At 61.7% G+C, this 21,358-nt stretch carries 15 protein-coding genes and 1 tRNA gene; 9 read left to right on the top strand and 7 right to left on the bottom strand.

Going from position 1 to position 21,358, the window contains the following annotated elements; all coding sequences use genetic code 11:
• The first annotated feature begins 5 nt into the window (after positions 1–5).
• The 8 genes from tssF to MRX98_RS14460 all read left to right on the top strand — a co-directional run bounded on the left by tssF (position 6) and on the right by MRX98_RS14460 (position 12,457).
• Positions 6–1,739 (top strand): type VI secretion system baseplate subunit TssF, encoded by a 1,734-nt coding sequence (tssF, locus tag MRX98_RS14495; RefSeq protein WP_246910976.1) that lies wholly within the window; start codon positions 6–8, stop codon positions 1,737–1,739.
• The gene (gene tssG, locus MRX98_RS14490; protein ID WP_246910974.1) at positions 1,703–2,752 is read left to right on the top strand and encodes a type VI secretion system baseplate subunit TssG; all 1,050 of its coding nucleotides are present in this window, start codon (positions 1,703–1,705) and stop codon (positions 2,750–2,752) included. The genes tssF and tssG overlap by 37 nt, the downstream gene beginning before the upstream one ends.
• A 15-nt stretch (positions 2,753–2,767) precedes the next feature.
• Positions 2,768–5,386, top strand: coding sequence for a type VI secretion system ATPase TssH (tssH, locus tag MRX98_RS14485; protein ID WP_246910971.1), 2,619 nt, complete (start codon positions 2,768–2,770; stop codon positions 5,384–5,386).
• Positions 5,383–7,569, top strand: coding sequence for a type VI secretion system Vgr family protein (locus MRX98_RS14480; RefSeq protein ID WP_246910962.1), 2,187 nt, complete (start codon positions 5,383–5,385; stop codon positions 7,567–7,569). Before tssH ends, MRX98_RS14480 begins: the two co-directional genes overlap by 4 nt.
• Positions 7,570–7,575: 6 nt before the next feature.
• The gene (locus tag MRX98_RS14475; RefSeq protein WP_246910959.1) at positions 7,576–10,155 is read left to right on the top strand and encodes a DUF2169 family type VI secretion system accessory protein; all 2,580 of its coding nucleotides are present in this window, start codon (positions 7,576–7,578) and stop codon (positions 10,153–10,155) included.
• Entirely contained in the window at positions 10,155–11,282 is a 1,128-nt protein-coding gene (locus tag MRX98_RS14470) for a pentapeptide repeat-containing protein (RefSeq protein WP_246910954.1), read from the top strand. The genes MRX98_RS14475 and MRX98_RS14470 overlap by 1 nt, the downstream gene beginning before the upstream one ends.
• Before the next feature lie 39 nt (positions 11,283–11,321).
• Positions 11,322–11,972, top strand: coding sequence for a DUF3540 domain-containing protein (locus MRX98_RS14465; protein ID WP_246910944.1), 651 nt, complete (start codon positions 11,322–11,324; stop codon positions 11,970–11,972).
• An 83-nt stretch (positions 11,973–12,055) separates the two neighbouring features.
• Positions 12,056–12,457 (top strand): DUF4150 domain-containing protein, encoded by a 402-nt coding sequence (locus tag MRX98_RS14460; RefSeq protein ID WP_246910942.1) that lies wholly within the window; start codon positions 12,056–12,058, stop codon positions 12,455–12,457.
• Between the two features lie 9 nt (positions 12,458–12,466).
• Here MRX98_RS14460 and MRX98_RS14455 read toward each other — a convergent pair whose 3' ends face one another.
• The gene (locus MRX98_RS14455) at positions 12,467–12,697 is read right to left on the bottom strand and encodes a hypothetical protein (RefSeq protein WP_246910936.1); all 231 of its coding nucleotides are present in this window, start codon (positions 12,695–12,697) and stop codon (positions 12,467–12,469) included.
• A 31-nt stretch (positions 12,698–12,728) separates the two neighbouring features.
• On the opposite strand from MRX98_RS14455, the gene MRX98_RS14450 reads away from it, so the two are divergent.
• Entirely contained in the window at positions 12,729–13,505 is a 777-nt protein-coding gene (locus MRX98_RS14450) for a hypothetical protein (RefSeq protein ID WP_246910933.1), read from the top strand.
• Between the two features lie 16 nt (positions 13,506–13,521).
• Here MRX98_RS14450 and parE read toward each other — a convergent pair whose 3' ends face one another.
• The 6 genes from parE to MRX98_RS14420 form a co-directional block, all read right to left on the bottom strand.
• On the bottom strand, positions 13,522–15,447 hold the full coding sequence (gene parE, locus MRX98_RS14445) for a DNA topoisomerase IV subunit B (RefSeq protein ID WP_246910930.1): 1,926 nt from the start codon (positions 15,445–15,447) through the stop codon (positions 13,522–13,524).
• Positions 15,448–15,545: 98 nt separating this feature from the next.
• Complete coding sequence (locus MRX98_RS14440; protein ID WP_246910927.1) at positions 15,546–16,340, bottom strand: protein-L-isoaspartate(D-aspartate) O-methyltransferase; 795 nt, start codon at positions 16,338–16,340, stop codon at positions 15,546–15,548.
• Positions 16,341–16,461: 121 nt separating this feature from the next.
• Positions 16,462–16,538 (bottom strand) — tRNA-Met (locus MRX98_RS14435).
• Between the two features lie 140 nt (positions 16,539–16,678).
• The gene (locus MRX98_RS14430; RefSeq protein ID WP_246910923.1) at positions 16,679–19,639 is read right to left on the bottom strand and encodes a DUF3426 domain-containing protein; all 2,961 of its coding nucleotides are present in this window, start codon (positions 19,637–19,639) and stop codon (positions 16,679–16,681) included.
• Between the two features lie 16 nt (positions 19,640–19,655).
• Positions 19,656–20,177, bottom strand: a complete 522-nt coding sequence (gene hpt, locus MRX98_RS14425) for a hypoxanthine phosphoribosyltransferase (RefSeq protein WP_246910920.1) — start codon at positions 20,175–20,177, stop codon at positions 19,656–19,658.
• Positions 20,178–20,383: 206 nt separating this feature from the next.
• Positions 20,384–21,298: a DnaJ C-terminal domain-containing protein gene (locus tag MRX98_RS14420; RefSeq protein WP_246910916.1), complete on the bottom strand. Its 915-nt coding sequence runs from the start codon at positions 21,296–21,298 to the stop codon at positions 20,384–20,386.
• Positions 21,299–21,358: the final 60 nt, after the last annotated feature.

The raw sequence follows: 21,358 nt of genomic DNA, 5'->3' as shown, positions 1-21,358 counted from the left end.
CCATTATGTTCGACCACTATTTTCACCAGGAACTGGCCCAACTGCGCGACCTGGGCGCCGAATTCGCCAAGGCGCACCCGGCCGTGGCCCCCATGCTCAGCGGCATGTCGACCGATCCGGATGCCGAACGGCTGCTGGAAGGGGTGGCCTTCCTGACGGCCCTGCTGCGCCAGCGGCTGGACGATGATTTTCCTGAAATCGTCCAGGAGTTGTTTCAGTTGATCTGGCCGCACTACTTGCGACCGTTGCCGGCGGCCACCATCGTTGCTTTCACGCCCAAGGCCAATCCCAAACAGGCGATACCGGTAGCCAAGGGCACCTACCTGGCCTCCGAGCCGGTGGAGGGCACCGCGTGCACCTTCCGCACCTGCAGCGACGTGGTGGTCGAGCCGTTGACCGTAGAACAGGCCGCCTACGAAGAGCAGCCCGGCCGGCCGCCGCGCATTCGCCTGCAGATGGCCTTGAAAGGGGTGTCCCTCAAAGATTGGCGGCCCGAGCGGTTGCGCTTTCATTTGGCCGGATCCTTTCCGGAAGCAGCGGATATTTACTTACTGCTGCGGCGTCACCTGCAGCGCGTGGTGTTGACGGCGCCGGAAGACAATCATGTCTGCGTGCTTCCGGCCGAGGACCTGCGACCGGTGGGGTTTGACGATGCCGACGTGCTGATCGAATATCCGCCCCACTCTTTCCCCGGCTACCGCATCCTCCAGGAATATTTTCTACTGCCGGAAAAATTCCTTTTTCTCGATTTACACGGTTGGCAGCAGTGGACACCGAACGGTGACGACACCCGATTTGAAATCCGGTTCGAACTGACGCCTTCAAAGCTGCCGCCGCCGCGGGTGCGCCGGGAGCATTTTGCGCTGGCCGCCACCCCGGCCATCAACATATTCCCCTACGACGCGGATCCCATTCGGCTGGATCACCGCAAAAGCGAATACCGCGTCATGCCCAGCGGCGGCGAGCGAGGGCACTTTCAGATCCACTCGGTCACCGGGGTGACCGGTTTCGTCCAGGGAACCGCCAAGGAGCGGGTCTATGCACCCTTCGAGCTGTTCTCCCCGAATCCCGAAGCCAATCCCACCTACCATCTGCGCATGCGCCAATCACCGGTTCGACACGCCGCTGATTTCTATCTGTCCGTGGCCTACCCGCCCGGCGCGCCGCCGCCGGCGACGGAAACGCTTTCCATTCAGCTGCAATGCACCAACGGTCAACTGCCCGAAGGTTTGCAACGCGGCGACATCCGTCACCCGACCAGCAACACGCCCGAATTCGTGGCGTTCACCAACTTGCGTCCTCCGACGGCATCCGTGCTGGTCACCCCCGGCAGCAATTTGCACTGGAAATTGCTGTCCCACCTCTGCCTGAACTACCAGTCCCTGACCGATGTGGACAACTTCAGGGCGCTGCTGGGGCTTTACAATTTCGAGGAAAACAGGGACCGGCCCGCCTTCATGGCCCACCAGAAAAGAATTTCCGGTGTCCGGGCCATCCGCGCCGAGGCTTCCGATCGCCTCGTTGACCGCGTGGTCATGCGCGGTCGTGAAATCCGTATGGAGGTGCACCAGGACCATTTCAGCGGGCCGGGCGACCTGTTCCTCTTCGGAACGGTCCTCTCCCGTTTTTTCGGCCTGTACGCTTCCATCAACACCTACACCCGCTTGTCGATGCAAGAGATCCTCAAGGGAGAAAGCTACCAATGGAAGGCACGGATCGGCGACCATCCACTGATTTAGCCGTCGACGGCGAGGGCGCGCTTTGCGGCGACCTGCTGACCAACGCACCGGCCTACGCCTTTTTCCAGGCGATGCGATTGCTGCGCCGCGCCGTGCGCGCGGAAGACGGTCGGGACGCGGCACAGGCGGAGGAGCGCATCCGCATCCGGCCGAACCTTTCCCTCGCTTTTCCGGCCGCCGACATCGAAAGCATCACCCAACAATCATCCCCTACCGATGGGACCATCTTCCACATCACCGCCAATTTCCTCGGGTTGTACGGCACCGCTTCGCCCCTGCCCACTTTTTACACCGAGGATCTGCTGGAAGAAGCCGCACAGGACGAGTCGGTCTCCCGCGATTTTCTGGACATCATTCACCAGCGCCTGTACCATCTGCTTTTCAAGGGATGGTTGAAATATCGTCAATATCTGCAAGTGGCCGAAGCGCAGCAGTCGGCCCACATGGAGCGGCTCTACTGTTTGCTGGGACTGGGCACGGAAACGCAGCGGCAAAAGGCCGATCCGGCTTTCCCGCCCTACCGGTTGTTGCGCTACATCGGGCTGTTCACCCAATACCCGCGCTCGGCCGCAGGGTTGACCGCATTGCTGACGGACGCCCTGCAGAGGGTGCCGCTGCGCATCGTGCCCTGCATTTCGCGCTGGGCCACCATTCCGGATTCGCAAAGGTTCTGCGTCGGCTCGGCCGGCAACCGGATCGGCATGGACAGCTATCTGGGCCACACCATCGAAGACCGCATGGGCCGCTTCCGCATACAAATCGGTCCCTTGCCCAAAACGCTCTTTTTTCAATTCACGCCGGGCAGCCCGCTCTACCTGCAGCTGGCAGCCCTGACGGCGCTGTATGTCACCGAACCGCTTTCCTGCGAAGTGGAACTCGTTCTGGCCGCCGGTGAGGCCGAAACCCTTTGCCTCGGTGATCCGGGCAGATCCCGCTTGGGGATCGCCAGTTGGGTTTTTTCCGAAGCATCGTTAGGCGAAGTGCGCACCCGTTTTGAAATGCAACATCCCTAGCCCAGGAGGCAAACCATGCTCACGGTCGACATCAAATCCTTGCTGCGCCGCTTGAACCCCTACTGCACCTCCGGTTTGGAAGGCGCCGCGGGGCTGTGCGTCTCCCGCACCCATTACGAGGTGACGGCGGAACACTTCTTTCTGAAGCTACTGGAAAATCCCGCCTCGGACATCTGTCTGCTGCTCGCGCATCAGGGCGTCGACGTGGGCCGTGTGCAGAAGGCCCTGCACCGCAGCATGGAAGAATTTCGCAGCGGCAATGCCGCCAAGCCGGTTTTTTCACCCTTGCTGCTGGAATGGCTGCAGGAAGGCTGGCTGGTGGCATCCGTGGACCTGGACGAGGCGAGGGTCCGGTCCGGTGCCCTTTTGCTGGCTTTTCTCAACCGCCCACGCCAGTTCGCCGACGGCAGCTATGTGGATCTATTGACGGCGGCAAGCCGTGATGCCGTGCAGGACAATTTCTGGGCGGCGACCAAAGGGTCGGTGGAAAAAGCGCTGCGCGAAAGCGAAATCGCCGAGACCACGGGACCACCGGGCGAAGCGACCGCCTTACAACGTTATTGTACCGATTTCACCGAAAAAGCGGCCAGCGGCGACATCGACCCGGTTTTCGGACGGGATCGCGAAATCCGCCAGATGGTGGACATCCTGGCCCGGCGCCGCAAAAACAACCCCATCGTGGTCGGCGAGGCCGGTGTGGGAAAAACCGCGGTCGTGGAGGGTCTGGCGTTGCGCATCGTGGAGGGCGACGTCCCCGATCTGCTGACCGGTGTCCGGTTGCTGGGATTGGATATGGGGCTTTTGCAAGCCGGCGCCGGCATGAAAGGGGAGTTCGAAAACCGGCTCAAGGCGGTCATCAACGAAATCAAGGCATCGGAAAAGCCAATCATTCTGTTCATCGACGAAGCCCACACCCTGATCGGCGCCGGCGGTTCCGCCGGCATGAGCGATGCCGCCAATCTGCTCAAGCCGGCCTTGGCCAGGGGTGAACTGCGCACCGTGGCGGCCACCACCTGGTCGGAATATAAAAAATATTTCGAAAAAGACGCCGCCCTGGCCCGGCGTTTTCAGTTGGTCAAACTGGACGAGCCGTCTGAAGAGAGCACCAAGCTGATTCTGCGCGGCCTGAAGGCGAAATACGAGGCGGCCCACCAGGTCGTGGTGCGCGACGATGCCATCGAAGCCGCCGCCGAACTGTCCAATCGTTACATATCGGGGCGACAACTGCCGGACAAGGCCGTCGACCTGCTGGACACCAGTGCGGCCAGGGTCAAAATCATGCTGACCGCCAAGCCCGATGTGATCGAAGACCGGGAGCGGCGCATTCAGGCCCTGGACCGCGAAACCCGGGCCATCGACCGCGACCGCGATCACGGGCTCGCCGTCGATCCGGAACGCGCCGGGTTGCTGTCGGCCGAACGGGAGCACTTGACGGAGGAGTTGAGCGACCTCAACAACCGCTGGCAGAACGAACAGGCCCTGGTGCAACAAGTGATCGCCTTGCGCCTGCAGTTGTCCGATGCCGAAGCGACGGCCACGGCGGAGATCCGGTCGGAATTGGAGGCGGCCGGTCAACGGCTGAGCGCGGTGCAGGGCACCGACCCCCTGGTGCGGGCGGAAGTCGACCCGGATATCGTCGCCAAGGTGGTTGCCGACTGGACCGGCATACCTGTGGGCAAGGTCATGCGGGACGAAGCGCGGACCGTCATGCAACTGGGCCAACGGCTCAAAGAGCGTATCCGGGGCCAAGATGAAGCGCTGGATGCCATCGTCCAGGTGATCATGGCGGCCAAGGCGGGCATCAAGGATCCCGCCCAGCCATTGGGCGTGTTTCTACTGGCCGGTCCCAGCGGCGTCGGCAAAACCGAAACCGGCCTGGCCATGGCCGACCTCTTGTTCGGCGGCGAGCACTTCATGGTCACCGTCAACATGAGCGAATTTCAAGAAAAGCACACCGTCAGCCGCTTGATCGGCTCCCCGCCCGGTTATGTCGGCTACGGCGAGGGGGGGGTACTGACCGAAGCCGTTCGACAAAGGCCCTACTCGGTGGTGCTGATCGATGAAGTGGAAAAAGGCCACCCCGAGGTGATGAACCTGTTCTATCAAGTGTTCGACAAGGGGGAGTTGGCCGACGGTGAAGGGCGGGCCATCGATTTCAAGAACACGGTCATCTTCATGACCAGCAATCTGGGCACCGATATCATAACGGAAATGTGCAGCGAATCCCCTTCGCCCCCCCTTGAAAGCCTGGGCGCCGCCGTGCGCCCGCTGTTGAGCAATCACTTCAAACCGGCGCTGCTGGCACGCATGAAGGTTCTGCCCTATCAACTGCTGCCCGCCGATGTCCTCAAAGAGATCGTCGTTCTCAAGCTGGAGAAACTGGTGCGGCGCCTGCACGCAACGCATCGCATCGCCCTGAGCTATGCACCGGCGCTCGTCGACCAGATCGCCGAACGCTGCACGGAGGTGGAAACCGGTGCCCGCAATATCGATCACATCATGAGCGGCACCATCATGCCGCGGCTCTCGCAGGAGATCCTCACATGCATGAGCAGCGGCGAATTACCGTCCAGCGCGCACCTTGCGCTGGATGACAGCGGCGGCTTCACCGTCGTTTTCGGAGGTCCATCATGAGCCTGTCGAGCGCGGCCAATGCCTCCCGCTTCTTCCTCGAAGCAGGGGGGCATGAATGGCAAATCGTCGATTTCACCATTGATGAAAAGGTTTCGGCACCCTTCCAGGCGGATGTGAATCTGGCCTGCGAGGAAGAGGTGCCATTTGAGGATATCATCGGCCAAAACGCCGTGTTGACCATTGAGAGCGCCGACGGCGAACGCTATCTGCACGGCATCGTCAACCGTTTTGTGCACACTGGCCTTGCCGGCCGCTTCCTGCTCTATCGGGCCCGGATCGTGCCCCAGATGTGGCTGCTGAGCCTGGCGCAGGACTGTCGCATCTATCAAGACCAAACCGTACCGGACATCGTACAACAGGTACTGGAAGAGTCGGGCATTACCGCCGACCTGTTCGACTTTCGCTTGAAGAATCAATACCCGGAAAGAACCTATTGCGTGCAGTACCGCGAAACGGACCTCGCTTTTGTTTCCCGCCTGCTTGCCGAGGAGGGCATCTTTTACTTTTTCGAACACAGTGACGAGAAGCATCTGCTGATCTTCGGCGACGGGCCGGTCAACTATCAGCCCATTGCCGGAAACGACCAGGTCCCATTGAACATCGGCAGCGGAACGGTGGCCGAGGAAGAAGCGGTGCTGACCTTCCAAATGCAGCAGCAGCTGCGACCGGGCAAACTCACATTGAAAGACTTCAATTTTGAAAAGCCCTCCGTAGACCTGACCGCCGACCAAACCGACAGCGAAAACGAGTCACGGGAGATCTACGACTATCCGGGTGCCTACACCACGACCGAGCAGGGGCGCAAAATCGCCCGGGTGCGCCTGCAGCAGGAAACCATGGCCAAGACGCAAGCCGACGGCACGAGCGTGGTGCCGCGATTCATCCCCGGCTGCACCTTCGCCTTGACCGATCACACCATTGATCGTTTCAACAGCGAATACCTTTTGGTCGAGGTGCGCCACGAGGGGGCCCAGCCCCAAGTACTGGAAGAACAAACCGGAGCCGGCGGCGCCACACGTTATGAAAACCGATTCTTTGCCATACCCTCTTCGGCGACCGTCCAGCCGGAACGCAAGAAGGCCAAACCGGTGATGGACGGAGTGCAGACGGCGATCGTGGTGGGGCCGTCAGATGAAGAAATTTACACCGACGCGCATGGTCGCGTGAAGGTGCAGTTCCACTGGGACCGTTTGGGAGGACGCGACGAAAACAGCTCGTGCTGGATCCGCGTCAGTCAAGCGTGGGCGGGCGCGGGATGGGGCGCCATGTTCATCCCGCGCATCGGCCACGAAGTGATAGTCGACTTCATCGAAGGCGATCCCGACCGGCCCATCGTCACCGGCCGCGTCTACCACGGCACCAATTCACCCCCCTACACACTACCCGACGAAAAAAGCAAAAGCACCCTCAAATCCAACACCACCAAGGGCGGTGAAGGGTCCAATGAATTGCGGTTCGAGGATGAAAAAGGCAAAGAAGAAGTTTACCTTCATGCGCAGAAGAATTGGACCATCGGCGTCGAGAACGACAAAAACCAGACCATCGGCAACGATGAATCGCTCAGAGTGAAAAACGACCGCGAGAAGAAAGTCGACGCCAACCAGAAAGAGACCATTGGCGGCAACAAGACCATCGATGTGACCGGTGCCCACAAGGAGAAGATCGGCGGCAACCAAACGGTCAACGTGGGGGCCAAGCGCAATCTGACCGTCAACACCGAGGAAGTCGTCAATGTGGGCACCAACCGGACACTGAAGGTAGGCGGTATCCAGAAACACACCATCACCGGGCAAAACGATTTGACCTGCGCCACGGAAAAGTACACCGTCAGCGGCAATCGCACCGTCACCGCCGGCACCGAAAGCAAAACGGTCAACGGCATGCGCACCCTGAGCGCCAACGTGGAAAGCTATACCGTCAGCGGCAATCGCAATCTCACCGTGGGCAATGAAACCCGTACTGTGACCAACCAGCAGACATTTTTGGGCATGGACGTGACCACCGACTCGGGTGCCAAATTCGAGAATTTCGCCGGTCTCAAAGTCTCCAACGCCTTCGCCCTGTTGATGGAGTTGAAACAGATCAGCATTTCGGTCGCCAACGCCTCGATCGGCTACACCTCTTTCAACCTGAGTCAGGACGGCATCAAAGTGAACACCAACGCCCTGCATGTCATTGGATAGCGCGCCATGAAAGTGGTCAAACCGCTCAAGCTGGGTATCCTGCACCGCAGCTTCGAATACCGGAGCCGATGCTTCTGGGCGCCTACCGTGCTGGCCTTCTTCGACTTCGAGGACGGCCAGGCCCCGAAGCTGAGCACCGAAATCGATATGTGGACCTTCTGCGCCGACGAGCTGGGCAAGGCGGCCGTGGTGGATGAAGGCATGCCCAAAGAAAGGGGTGAAGTGCTGGTGCACGGCGCCTTTCATGCGCCCGGTGGCCAACCGGTGCCGGCCGGCCGGGTGCGTCTGCGATTGGGCGGGATCGACAAAACCCTTTTTGTTTTCGGTGACCGCCATTGGCGCCGGAATTTTCACCTGGTGGCGGACATCAGCGCGCCCGTCCCCGCCACCCGGATTCCCATCACCTACGCCAACGCCTTCGGCGGGCCGCGGTTCAAAGCCAACCCCCTGGGCAAGGGCCTGCCACCGGAAACGGAGGCCGGCGCCGGCGCCGCTATCGCACTGCCCAACGTGGAGCACCCGGATCACTTGCTTGGATCGTTGCGCGATCGCCCCGAACCGGCGGGATTCGCGCCCCTGGATCCCATGTGGCCCCAACGCTACCACAAATGCGGCACCTACGATGAACAGTGGTACCGGGAACGGTTTCCCGGCCTGGCCGACGACATCGACTGGACCTTTTTCAACACCGCCCCGGAGGACCAGCAGATCGAGGGCTTCTTCAACGGCGACGAACCCTTTCTCATCGAAGGCATGCACCCGCGGATGCAGCGGATCGAAGGACGCTTGCCGGACTTGCGACCGCGCTGTTTCATCAATCGACGCGGACAAGGGGAGCAGACCTTCGAGGAGGTGTCGCTGCAGCTCGACACGCTGTGGCTGTTTCCCCATGCCCAACGCGGCATCCTGGTTTACCACGGCCTGGTGCCCAGCGACAGCGATACGGCCAGGGAGATCGACCATCTGCTGATCGCCTACGAGGCCGGTCGCGACCCGCGCCGCGACCTGATGCACTACCACGCGGCGCTGCACCGTCGGCTGGACAAGGAGAACGGCGCCCTGGCCCTGCTCGACGAGACCGATTTGATCGCCGCCGGCGAACGCTCGGGCTACACTGAAATGATGGCCTCCGAAAGCGTTGCCGCCATGCGGGGCGAAGGGTTGCTGCAGGCCAAGCAGAAAGAACGCATGGATCGGGATCTGGCCGCTGTGCGCGCCCTGATCGCCGCCCAGGGAAGCGACCCGGACCAAGTGCTGCCGCTGCCGGTCGCGAACGAACCCGGCGACGGCGATCTGGATTTCGATCATATCCTCACCCAAGCCCAGGACCAGCGCAAGGCGGCCGACGAGCGACTGGCGGCCCAGCTCCAAAATTTAGGCCTGGACAAGGAAACCCTGCTGCAGCAGGCCGCAACCGAACCGGCACCGCGCCCGACCTTCACGGCGGCGGAAGCGGTGGCCACCTTTCGCTCGCTGGGCGTCAACGACCCCGATTTGGAAAACAAGATGGCCCTCATGGAGACCGGCTTCCAGCGCGCCTACCGCCAGGCCGGCCACGCCCTGCCGCCGATCCTGTCGGCACCGGACCATCTGCCGGAGCAAAGACGCCAGGCCCTTTTGGATGCCCACGGGGCCGGCAAACACTCGCCGGACAAGGATCTGGCGGGCATCGACCTCAGCGATGCGGACCTGCCCGGCATCGACCTCGCCGGCGCCCTGCTGGAGGATGCCCGCTTGCACGGCACCCGGTTGACCAAGGCCGAGTTGACGGAGATCGCCCTGATGCGCAGCGATTTGAGCGGCGCCGACCTGTCCGGCGCCTGCTTGAAGGGGGCCGGCATGGGCCGGGCGTGCCTGGCAAAGGCCGACCTGACAGGCGCCGATCTGTCCGGTGCCGCCCTGGTGGCCGCCGATCTGGGCAAAACGGTGCTGCGCGGTGCGAACTTGGAAGAAGCCGACCTTTCGGAAGTCAAGGCCGGCGGCGCCGATTTCAGCGACGCCCGCATGTCGGCGGTCCGATTGCTGGAGGCGGATCTGTCAAAGGCCTGCCTGGAGGGGGCCGATCTGCGCAAGGCGCTGTTGTATAAAACCCGCCTGACAGGGGCCGTGCTGGACCGATGCCGCCTGGAAGAGGCCGTCCTGGTCGAAGTCGAGGCCGCCGGGTGCCGCTTCCGCGGCGCGCAGATGGCGAACCTGCGGGCGGCGTTCCAGTGCACTTTGACCGGCGCCGATTTCAGCGATGCCGATTTGCGCGGCTGCAATTTCCGAGGGGCCGATCTGACCGGCGCCTGTTTTGCCGGCGCCGATCTGACCGGCGCCGATTTGAGCGAAGCGGTACTGAAGGACTGCAATTTCGTCCGCGCCAATGCGAGCGGCTGCCTCTTCATGGACGCCGACCTGACCAACGCCGACCTGCAGGCCGCCAACCTCTTCGAAAGCCTGCTGCACCGCGCCACCCTGTTCGACACCCGGTTCACCGGCGCCAATCTCTACGGCGCCGATTTCATGAAAGCCCGATTCCGGAACACGGATGTGCGCTTGGCGTTACAAGACCGATCCACCCTCAACCGATGGGCCCCCCGCTGATGGCAATGGAAGAAGAGGCGATTTTCAAACGCATGCGCGAGCAGTTCGGTTTCCACGACCGACCCCGCCGTATGACCCCCGCCGAGCTGGTGCGGCGCGTGGCCGATGGCGATTTTCTTTCGACCATCGATTGCGCGGCAACCGACCTGCGCGGCGCCGCCCTGACCGGCTGCATTTTCGAAAAGACCTCCTTTCGCAATGCAAATTTGCGTGGTGCCGACCTGCGTGAATCGGTGTTCACCCACTGCGATTTCAGCGGCGCCGATCTAACCGGTGCCCGTGCCGATTTGGCGGTTTTCCAGAACACCGACCTGACCGATGCACGCCTGCCCCAAGCGAAGCTCGACTTTGCCAAATTTCTGGAGTGCACTGCTCGGCGGATCGATCTGACCGCGGTCGATCTGACCGGCGCCCTGGCCTACCAGTGCGCGCTGCAAGAGGCCTGCCTGGACGACGCCGACCTGGAGCGCGCCATATTTCAGGAGAGCGACCTGGCCGGCGTACGCCTCGCCCGCATTCGCTGCCCCCAGGCGTTGATGAACGGCCTCGATTTCACCCAAAGCGTGCTCGACGGCGCCGACTTCCGCCAGGCGATCCTGATGAACAGCTGCTTTGCCGGCATGAACCTCGGCGGCATGGCATTCGCCCAGGCCCAACTCAACGGCACCGACCTGCAGGGGGTCGATTTCAGCAATGCCGATTTGACCCAAACCAGTTTTGTCCAGTGTCGTATGGACGGGGCCTGCCTGGAAAGAGCCCGGGCCCCCCTGGCCCTTTTCATTGAAGCCCGACTGCCGAACGCCCGCATGGGCGGCGCTGTCTTGCGCCAAGCCTCGTTTCAAAAGGCCGATTTATCAGCGGCCGACTTGAGCGCCGTCGATGCAACGGCGTCCGTCTTCCAAAAGGCGCTATGCCGGAATACAGGATTCAGGAGTGCCCAGCTGACCGATTGCGACTTCGCCCATGCCGATCTGTCCGGCGCCGACTTCACCAATGCCCGGCTGTTGCGCGCCAAATTACATCGCTGTGTCCGGGAACAAACCATCTGGACCGGCAGTGATGTCCAGGCCGCCTTCGGCGACGACCCCGTGCGTACGGCAGGAGAAGAATGGCAGCCGCCGTTCTGATCCCATTGCGCCAAACAAAAGCCCTTTCAAGAGGTGTTTATGAACCATTCGGCCCGCCAAACGTTTTCCCCGGAGATGGTCCAGGAAGAGGCCCGCGTTCTTCTCGCAGATGGCCGCCAATGCCGCTTGAGGTCGGCTTCGGGGGTTTACGATGCCCGCAGGGCGGTCAGTTGTCTGCTGGCGCCCCGCGCCGGCGACCGGGTCCTGGCCGCCCTCGACGCCCAAGGCAACGCCTGGGTGCTGGCCATCCTGGAACGCGAAACGACCGATGCGCAGCAAATCGCGCTGGAAGGCGATGTGCAACTGAAAGTCGACGGCGGACGCCTCTCCATCCTCGCCCGGGACGGCCTTGAAGTGGAGACGGCCCGGGATATCCGAACCCTGTCCGGGACGCTCGACGTCCGATCCATCCAGGCCGCGGTCCACTTGCAGGAGGGCGAGCTGCAGGCCGGCCGTCTCAGCGGTCGCGTCGGGGCCCTCCACTGGATTGCGAACACGGTGAACAGCCTGGTGGAAAGGATGACCCAACGGGTCAAACGGCTCTATCGGACGGTGGATGAATTCGAGCAGGCCAAGATCGGGCGGATGGACTATCGGATTGACAAACTGCTGAGCTTCCGCAGCCGCTACACCGTGATGACGGCCAAGGAGGATGTGAAGGTGGATGGCGAACGCATTCACATCGGCTGAAAGGGTCTGCGGTTCCACTGTCGCCGATGCGTTCCTTGATGAAAATGGCAAATGGTTGAAACAAAAAACGGAGGTATACACCCATGTTCGCCAACACCCAGATGATGGGCATGGACACCGGCTTTCCCGATGTTTGCCTGACACCGGCGCCGCCGTCGCCGGCACCGGTGCCCGTTCCCTATCCCAACGTCGCCATGGGCCCCATGGGGGTGCCCGCGGCCTACACGGTTCTCTTCATGGGGGCGCCGGCCCACAACATGGCCACCTCCATCCCCATGACCAACGGGGACAACACCGGCGTCGCGATGGGGGTGGCATCGGGATCGGTCATGGGCCCGCAGCGCCATTTGACCGCGGCTTTCACGGTGCTGGTCAAGGGCATGCCCGCCACGCGGCTCACCAGCATGTCCTTGCAGAACTCCACCAATTGCCCGGGCGCCCGTATCGTCCCCAGTCAGGTCAAGGTGATGCTGCTGGCGCCTTGAGAGATCGAATCAGCCGACCTTGTCCCACTTTTGGGCCACCCTTTTGAGGATCGCCGCATCGGTCAAATAATGTTCATAGTGACCACAGGTGGTGCACACCAGGGTCATCCGGTCGGTCGCGGCACTGCCGATCAGGGCCGTGCCGCGCACGAACACATTTTTACCGGAAGCGGTGGTGACGCCGTTACGCATCTGGTAAACGGTTTTGGATTGACACCGGGGACAACGTCCATCGCGCATGATGCAACTCCTTTTGCGGAAAGGTTGACGGATGATGAAAATAGGGTTGAGCGTGCTGTCCACACCCGAAGCGCAGGTCCACACACTCCTGCGCCGATTGAAAACCTACGGCTTGGAATGCGCCGCGCATGAGTGGCAGGACGACCTGACCGCCATGGCCTGGCGCGCCCCCAAAGCGACGCTGGTCAACGCCGATTGCGCCATGTGGGCCATCATGGGAGCCAAAGCGGCTTTCCGCCGAGCGGAAACGCGCTACGGCCTTTCCCTGCTCGCATTGTGTGTGCAGTCCCAGCGCGGACGGGGGTTCCCCATTGTGGTGTTGCAGACCGACGACGAACCGTTCACGGCGCAGGAGCTGCCGACGCCGTTGCAAAACGTCACCATACTTCCGGCCGCGGACGCCGGCACAGCGGCCAAGCTGGTGGCCAGGGCCCACGGCCGGTCCACATTCATTGCGCCGCCCTTTCATCTGGACATGGTGGGCGACCCCCGTCTCGGCCAGTGGCTTGAAGTGCGCCCGACAGCGGAAGAATGGCCGGGCATCATCTTCGGCATCGACGAGGGGGAGATCCAATTCCAGGCCGTGGGACCCGCCGGCGCCCTGCCCGCCACCAGCACCCTCCATTTTCCGATGCAGGGACTGCAAATCGAAGCCGGCGGCCGCACTTTCAGCGCCTGGGCCGTGCGCAATCCCATCACCCCCGAATCGGCCTATTTCGTCAAGCTGGCAGGGATGCCCGCGCGTTTGCTGTTCGGCCCGTTCTCCGAAGAAAGCACGGCCGAAATGGTGATCATCGACCTGCAATGAAAACACTCGCGGGCCATCAGACCGTATCGGCCCGGTCCCCCTTGCTTTCCAGCCACGCCTTGCGCTGGTCGGCCGCTTTCTTGCCCAGCAGCATGTCCATCAAGGTCTCGGCCGAAGCGGCGAATTCGGGGGTGTAGTCGAGGCGCAGCAAGCGTCGGGTGTCCGGGGCCATGGTGGTTTCGCGCAGTTGGGCGGGATTCATCTCGCCCAAACCCTTGAACCGCTGAATGACCGGCTTGGCCACCTGCTTGGCATGCCGCTTGAGAATCGCGGCCTTCTCATGTTCGTCCAGGGCGTAGTAAACCTGCTTGCCGATATCGATGCGATACAGCGGCGGCAGGGCCACATACACGTGCCCTTTGTCCACCAGGGGGCGGAAATGTTTCAGAAACAGCGCGCAGAGCAAGGTGGCGATGTGCAGGCCGTCGGAGTCGGCGTCGGCCAGAATGCAGATCTTGTGATAGCGCAGCCCGTTGATCTCGTGGGCACCGGGGTCCACCCCCAGGGCCACGGCGATGTCATGGATTTCCGCCGAGGCCAACACCCCGTCGGAGGGATCTTCCCAGGTGTTCTTGATCTTGCCGCGGAGGGGCATGATGGCCTGGATCTGGCGGTCGCGGGCCTGCTTGGCCGAACCGCCGGCCGAATCGCCCTCCACCAGAAACAGCTCGCAGCGGGCCGGATCCTGGTGGATGCAGTCGGCCAACTTGCCCGGCAGCACCGGTCCGGCCACCGCTTTTTTGCGCGCCACCGTCTTGGCGGCTTTCAAGCGCAAACGGGCGCTCTCGATGGCCGCTTCGGCCAACCGCTCGCCGATCTCCACATGTTGATTGAGGTAAATGCTGAAAGCATCCTTGACCACGCCGGACACCAATGGGGTGCACTGACGCGATCCGAGCCGTTCCTTGGTCTGGCCGGAAAACATGGGATCGGACAATTTCACCGAGAGCACATAGGCGCAGTTGTCCCAGATGTCGTCCGGTCCCAGTTTGATGCCCCGCGGCAACAGCTTGTGGATATCGCAGAATTCGCGCAAGGCGGCCAGCAATCCGGCACGAAAGCCGTTGACATGGGTGCCGCCCTGAACAGTGGGAATCAGGTTGCAGTAACTTTCGGCGATCACCGGGCCGCCCTCGGTCAACCAGGTCACGGCCCAGGCCACTTGCTCCAGCTCGCCTTCGAAATCCCCGGTGAAAGGCGGGTCGGGCACCCGCTCCGAAGCGTCCAGGGATTCGGTCAGATACTGCGCCAACCCCGTTTCGTAGTGCCAGTGGTCCACCTCGCCGGTTTTGCGGTTGTCGAAGCGCACATGCAGCCCCGGACAGAGCACCGCCTTGGCACGCAGGATGTGTTTCAAACGGCTGATGGAAAAAACGGGATGGTCGAAATAGCGGGGATCCGGCCGGAAACGCACCGTGGTGCCGGTGCGGGCGCGCCCGACCTTGCACACCGCCGTCAGGGGCGCCACCGTCTCGCCCCCTTCGAAGGCCATGGTGTACTGCTGCCCATCGCGCATCACCGTCACCTCCAGGCGCCGCGAGAGGGCGTTGACCACCGACACCCCCACACCGTGCAACCCGCCGGAAAATCGGTAATCTTTCTGACTGAACTTGGCCCCGGCATGCAGACGGGTCAGAATCACCTCAACGCCGGACACCTTTTCCGTCGGATGGCGGTCCACCGGCATGCCACGCCCGTTGTCGCTCACCTCCAGCGAACCGTCTTCGTGTAAAATTACCTCGATGCGATCGGCAAAGCCGGCGATCGCCTCGTCGGCGGCGTTGTCCACCACCTCCTGGGCCATGTGGTTGGGCCGCTGGGTGTCGGTGTACATGCCCGGGCGCCGGCGCACCGGGTCCAGCCCTTCCAACACCTCCACCGAAGCGGCCGTGTAGCCGCTGTTGGATTTGTTTTTGCCGTTGAACATATCACCGTTTTTCATATGGATCTCTCACGCATGGGCCGTTCAGCGCCTCCTTTTCCAAGTGGTCGTGTTTAGCACGCACCATGCTCGAATCACAATAGCCGCAATCAGCACCGTCAATAATTTTCGCCTCGCTCGTCCACCATGGGCACGAAACGCACATCGATGATCTTCTGCTGTGCGATGCGCCCCTCCACGCGCCGGAGCAGCACCAGTTCCTGAACACCGCCGGACCGGCCGACCGGTATCACCATGCGGCCCCCCTCGGCCAGCTGCTCCTGGAGCGGCTCCGGTATGCGCGTGGGGGCGCAGGTCACGATGATGGCATCAAACGGTGCGTGCGCAGGCCACCCCTTGTAACCGTCGCCGATTTTGACATTCACCCCGTCATAGCCCGCCTCGGTCAGCGCCGCCGCGGCCTGCCGGCCGAGTTCCGGCACAATCTCGATGCTGTACACCGCGACGTCCATGGCCGCCAACACCGCCGCCTGATAACCGGACCCGGTACCGATTTCCAGCACCCGCTGCCCCGGCGCCAATTCCAGCAAGGCGGACATCAAAGCGACGATATAAGGCTGGGAGATGGTCTGGTCGTAGCCGATGGGCAGGGGCCGGTCATGGTAAGCCAGGTGGCGCACCCCTTCCGGCACGAAAAGGTGCCGCGGCACCCGCTCCATGGCCGCCAACACCGCCGGGTCGACCACCCCGCGGGCACTTATTTGCATCTCCACCATTTGATGCCGCTGTTCGGTCAAGGGGTCCTCGACCTCGCCGGCGTTCACCGGCGAAGGCCCAAATCGACCGGATCCTGCCGGAACCACCCATGGCCCGTCCTCGACCTCGCCGGCGTTCACCGGCGAAGGCCCCCAAGCCACTGTTCCGACCAATAGGATATAAACCAATGCACGCATTGAATCACTCTCCTTTCATGTTGCATGAAAAAGCATTTGTACGCCGTGTCGAAAGCCCGTCGGTATGCCCCCAACAACGAAAGGGCCGTAACCCATTGGGATTACAGCCCTTGATGTTGTTTGGTGGCGATGCAGGGACTTGAACCCCGGACGCTGCGGATATGAGCCGCATGCTCTAACCAGCTGAGCTACATCGCCATTGGGTGTGTCGTGCAGGGCGGCCGCCCCGCGCGACGAACGGCTTTATTAACAGTTCGTCCGGCGACAGTCAACTAGAAAAACAGCGTTCGCGGCTCCTGCGCGCCGCTTGTCGCAGCCACCGCTTGCGATGTGGAGCGTCAGCTTGCCGGTTGGGAACGGATCAGCTCCACGGCGAACTCGTCCAGCTGATCGGCCGGGGGCAGATCGGCGAAAACCAGCATGAAAGGAACGGTTTGTCCCGCGCGCACAGTGGTCGCCGCGCCGGGTTCCCCCGGGGCCGTCTTGAGCAGTTGCTGAATCTCGACAATGGACTGGCCGGACAGGTCCTGATCGTTGAGCATCAGGCCGGCATAGCTGAATTCGGTTTTGGCCAGCACCTTGCCCTGGGTAAAGAGCCGTCCCTGGACACGAATCATTGACCTGGGTGCACTGTACCCGTTGCGCACCCGCCCGGTGATCACGAACAGTCGGCCGGCATCGGCGTTTTCGATGAATCGGCTGGCGATATCCGTGGTGGAGAGGTTGAGAATTCCCTGGGGATCCGCCGGCGCCGGCTTGAAGTAATCGACGGCTTGGCGGACATAGTCGCTGACGTAGGGAATCTCCACTCCCATCTCTTCGACGGTGTAGTAGAGACCGTAGCCGCCACCACCCAGCAGTGCCAGAACAAGCAGCAGCACCAGGGATTTGCTGGTTTTCTTCTTGGTTCTGTACGGTTTCGGCTTGGGAGGCGCGGTGGGTTTTTTCTCTTCACGGGCCGTGGGCGCCGTTTTGGCAGCGGCGGCGACGGCACCGGCTGTTTGGGAAGCTTTGAACGGTGTTTCCGCGACCTCCTGCTCATCCTCTTCTACATGAAACTCCAGCTCGATATCGCCGCTGTGAATGACATCGGTACCCTTGTCGTCTTCCCCATCCATCAGGTCGGCCAGGCCGAGTTCCTCTTCGTCACCGCTGACGCCCGCGGCGGCTCCGCGTTTGCCCTTGTCTTCAAGCTCCAGATCGAGATCCAGGTCCAAATCCAGGTCCAGCGAATCGTCGGCGCCATCCTTTTCCATGGTCAGGTTGTCCAGGCCGTCGATTTGCAAATCTTTGGCCGTATCCTCCGCGTCCAGATCGAACTCCAGCTCCTGATCGTCCTGGTCGGCGCCATCCACTTTGCGCTGGGGCATGAGATCGGCTTCATCGATGGCGGACTCGATTTCGCTGAGATCGAGTTCATCGTCCGGCCCGCCGAAACCGAGATCTTCCTCAACAGGGGGCGCCGCTTTTGCCTTCGCAGCGGACGCGCCCTCATCCTCCAACATCCGCTCGATATCGGAAAGGTCGATCTCCTCTTCGGCCAGGGTGTCGCCGCCCCGTGCGGCGTCAATGCCGTCTGCCGAAGACACCTCGGTCTCCTCTTCCAGCCGCAGATCGAAATCGAGGGCATCGTCTTCCCCGGTTTGCGCCTCCTGCGCCGCAGGGCTATCGTCCAAGCCGGTGGTCGCCATGAGGGCATCCAAGTCCGACAAATCGAGCTCCTCATCTCCCGCAGAAGCGGACCCCTGGGCGGCGGCCGCACGATCCGGCACAGCATGGTCCGCTGTCGCTTCCGGCTGATCAACGTCCAGATCCAGGTCCAAATCGAGATCCAGGTCGAGGTCGTCCGCGCCACCGGCGTCCGGTACCTGACCGGCAACAGGGGCCTTGGTGCCCATGGTGTCGTCGGTCAATACCGCATCATCCTCTTCTTCGACCGCATCCAGATCGTCGTCCAGGCTGAGTTCCAGGTCATCCGCCAAGGACAAATCCAGTTCATCGGCCGGTGGCGCCGTCTCCGTTTTCCCTTCGGCCGGCGCCGGTTCATCCTCCATGAACAGTTCCAGCTCCTGATCCTCTTCCGTGGCAGGCGCTTCGGCATCGCTCTCCAGGTCGAAATCCAGATCATCTTCCAGGCTCAACTCCAGATCGTCGACGGCCGCTGTGCCTACCTTCGCCGCTTCAGTCGGCGCCGGTTCATCTTCCATGAACAGTTCCAGCTCCTGGTCCTCGTCCGCGGCAGGCATTTCGGCCTCGGTATCCAGGTCGAAATCCAGATCATCTTCCAAGCTCAAGTCCAGATCGTCGGCGGCCGCTGCCTCTTCCTTCGCGGCTTCAGTCGGCGCCGGCTCATCCTCCATGAACAGATCCAGCTCCTGGTCCTCGTCCGTGGCAGGCGCTTCGGCATCGCTCTCCAGATCGAAATCCAGATCATCTTCCAGATTCAGGTCCAGACCGTCGGCGGCCGCTGCCTCTTCCTTCGCCCCTTCGGCCGGCGCCGGTTCATCCTCCATGAACAGCTCCAGCTCCTGGTCCTCTTCGGTCGCGGGCGCTTCGGCCTCGGTCTCCAGATCGAAATCCAGATCGCCTTCCAAATTCAAATCCAGGTCGTCTTCAGCCGCTGCCCCTTCTTGCGCCATATCGGTCGGCGCGGCGTCGGAAGCGCTGTCCGCCGAGGCTTCTTCCGCCAGCATCAAATCCAGGCCTTCCAGGTCCAAATCGTCGGCGGCAAAGGTCTCGCTCTCCGCCGGCGCTTCGTCCGCGGGGCGGTCTGCGGCCGCCGAGGCCGTGTCACGCGCCTCGGCATCCACCGTTGTGCTGTCCAGATCCAGCGCCAGCGTGTCGTGGATCTCAAAATCCATATCCAGGTCCAGCGCATCGACAGCATCCGCCGTTTCGGCGGCAAGGTCCTCTTCCGGCGGCGCCGCCGGTTCCAGGGCGGCTGCGAAATCCATGTCCGGGGACACTTCGTCCACCGGCGCCGCTTCCTCCGCAGGCGCCCCGGCGGCGGGCTGGGTGTCCCCTGCCGCTTCCTTGGCCAAGAGGGCGTCCAGTTCGGCCAGATCGATACCTTCCAACTCTTGCTCGGCGGTGGCGACATCGCTGTCGCCCATCGCCGCAACCGCCGCCGTGGCGGCCGCCGACGCCCAGGGTGCCGCGTCAGCTGCGGACCGGGCCATCGGAGGCTTGGCGACGAACACATGCCGGCACTGGGAACAGCGCACCTTGGAGCCGTCCGGCTGGAGCTGTTGTTCATCCAAACGATAGGTGGTGTTGCATTCCTGGCAGGTAATAAACATGGCACACCCTCTTAATTTATAATTTCAGATGGTAAACTTCCGGCAAATGGCGATATCCCTCGGCATAATCCAACCCGTAGCCGACCAGAAACCCCTTGTCCACGCGGTGGCAGGTGTAATCCGGAGCCAATGCCACCTGCCGACGCTCCTCTTTGTCGATGAATGCGCACAGTTTGACCGAACGGGGATGGAATTGCAGCAGGTGTTCTTTCAGAAAGGCAACGGTGAGACCCGTGTCGAGAATGTCTTCAACAATGAGCACATCCTTGTTTCGGACATCGATGGCGATATCATTGAGCAGGCAGACGGTGCCGCACGAGTGGGCATCGGCGCCGTAGCTGGCGAGGCGCACGAAATCGACGGTCACATGTTCAAGAGAGAGCCGGCGCATCAAGTCGGCCAAGAAAACAAAAGCGCCTTTGAGCACGCCGATGAGGATTAGTTCCGACTCCCGATAATCCCTGGAAATGTCTCGGGCAACACCGGCGACCTTCCGAGCGATGGTTTCTTTATCGAGGACAAGCGTTAAGTCAGGCATTTTTTCTGTTCATGCATCTGCGCAGACGTTCTCTGCACGGCCCATGCCGCACGGAAAAAGCGCTGGTCGGCCCTTTTTCGCGTCTGCTGCTTCACACCCATATCGCCCGTTCGACCCGGCACCTTTAGCAGAATGGTCCACCAGCTTGACTGAATATAGGCTAAAAGCTACATGACCAGAGTACTCTTGTCAATAAATTTAATTCCTTACAGACCTGTATCGGCCAACTGGGAAACCAGCTGGCGCTGTTCCACCGTCAATTGCCGCGGCATGTTCACATGCACCACCACATAGAGATCGCCCCGCTTGTCGCCCTTCATCTGGGGCAATCCCCGGGCCGCCAGGCGCATCTTGGTTTTGTGGCGGGTGCCGGGGGGAATGGTCAGGGTCATCTCCTTGCCGTCCACCGTCGGTACAAGAATCTGGGTGCCCAGCAACGCTTCGCTCAATTTGATGTCGCGGTTGACGAAAAGGTCATGATTCTCAACGGTGAAGCGCGGATCGTCCATGACCACCGATTTGATATAGAGGTCCCCGGCCGGCCCGCCATAGGGGCTGGGCTCGCCCTTGCCGGCAATACGCAGCTTCTTGCCGCTGATCATGCCCTTGGGAATCTTGACATTGATATTTTCCGAACGGCCCTGATGCTGAAAGGCCACACTTTTTTCGGCGCCCCTGACGACTTCGCGCAGGGTCAGGGGCAATTCGTAGACCAGGTCGGATCCCTTGGGGGCCGCTTGACGCCCGGGGCGACCGCCACCGAAGGGGGAACCGCCACCGAAGGTGAAGCGAAACCCACCGTCTCCGGTGGAGAAACCGCGGCCACCGAAGCCGAATTCGCGGAAAATATCGCCGAAATCGAAGTTGCGGAAGATGTCTTCCTGGCTGAAACGCTGCTTGAAATCTGCGGAGCCATAGGTGTCGTACTGCTTGCGCTTCTCTTCGTCACTGAGAACGGCATAGGCTTCGCTGATCTTCTTGAACTTATCCTCGGCCGCCTTGTCATCCTTGGCATGGTCGGGGTGGTACTTCATGGCCAATTTGCGGTACGCCTTTTTGATGTCCGCACTACTGGCATTTTTGTCCACGCCCAGAATTTTGTAATAATCGTTCTCCGCCATCGATGCTTCACTCCATCCAACTATTTTTCGTCACTTTGAAAACTTGCCTAACCACTGGAA

The organism is Desulfatitalea alkaliphila (assembly GCF_022968795.1).
GTDB classification, from domain to species: Bacteria; Desulfobacterota; Desulfobacteria; order Desulfobacterales; family Desulfosarcinaceae; genus Desulfatitalea; species Desulfatitalea alkaliphila.
Note: the sequence above shows the minus strand (reverse complement) of the source record. Positions and strands in the feature narration are given on the sequence as shown.

Coding starts and splice junctions, on each gene's coding strand:
- tssF (WP_246910976.1), top strand. CDS start 6: ATGTTCGACCACTATTTTCACCAGGAACTGGCCCAACTGCGCGACCTG.
- tssG (WP_246910974.1), top strand. CDS start 1,703: ATGGAAGGCACGGATCGGCGACCATCCACTGATTTAGCCGTCGACGGC.
- tssH (WP_246910971.1), top strand. CDS start 2,768: ATGCTCACGGTCGACATCAAATCCTTGCTGCGCCGCTTGAACCCCTAC.
- MRX98_RS14480 (WP_246910962.1), top strand. CDS start 5,383: ATGAGCCTGTCGAGCGCGGCCAATGCCTCCCGCTTCTTCCTCGAAGCA.
- MRX98_RS14475 (WP_246910959.1), top strand. CDS start 7,576: ATGAAAGTGGTCAAACCGCTCAAGCTGGGTATCCTGCACCGCAGCTTC.
- MRX98_RS14470 (WP_246910954.1), top strand. CDS start 10,155: ATGGCAATGGAAGAAGAGGCGATTTTCAAACGCATGCGCGAGCAGTTC.
- MRX98_RS14465 (WP_246910944.1), top strand. CDS start 11,322: ATGAACCATTCGGCCCGCCAAACGTTTTCCCCGGAGATGGTCCAGGAA.
- MRX98_RS14460 (WP_246910942.1), top strand. CDS start 12,056: ATGTTCGCCAACACCCAGATGATGGGCATGGACACCGGCTTTCCCGAT.
- MRX98_RS14455 (WP_246910936.1), bottom strand. CDS start 12,697: ATGCGCGATGGACGTTGTCCCCGGTGTCAATCCAAAACCGTTTACCAG.
- MRX98_RS14450 (WP_246910933.1), top strand. CDS start 12,729: ATGATGAAAATAGGGTTGAGCGTGCTGTCCACACCCGAAGCGCAGGTC.
- parE (WP_246910930.1), bottom strand. CDS start 15,447: ATGAAAAACGGTGATATGTTCAACGGCAAAAACAAATCCAACAGCGGC.
- MRX98_RS14440 (WP_246910927.1), bottom strand. CDS start 16,340: ATGCGTGCATTGGTTTATATCCTATTGGTCGGAACAGTGGCTTGGGGG.
- MRX98_RS14430 (WP_246910923.1), bottom strand. CDS start 19,639: ATGTTTATTACCTGCCAGGAATGCAACACCACCTATCGTTTGGATGAA.
- hpt (WP_246910920.1), bottom strand. CDS start 20,177: ATGCCTGACTTAACGCTTGTCCTCGATAAAGAAACCATCGCTCGGAAG.
- MRX98_RS14420 (WP_246910916.1), bottom strand. CDS start 21,298: ATGGCGGAGAACGATTATTACAAAATTCTGGGCGTGGACAAAAATGCC.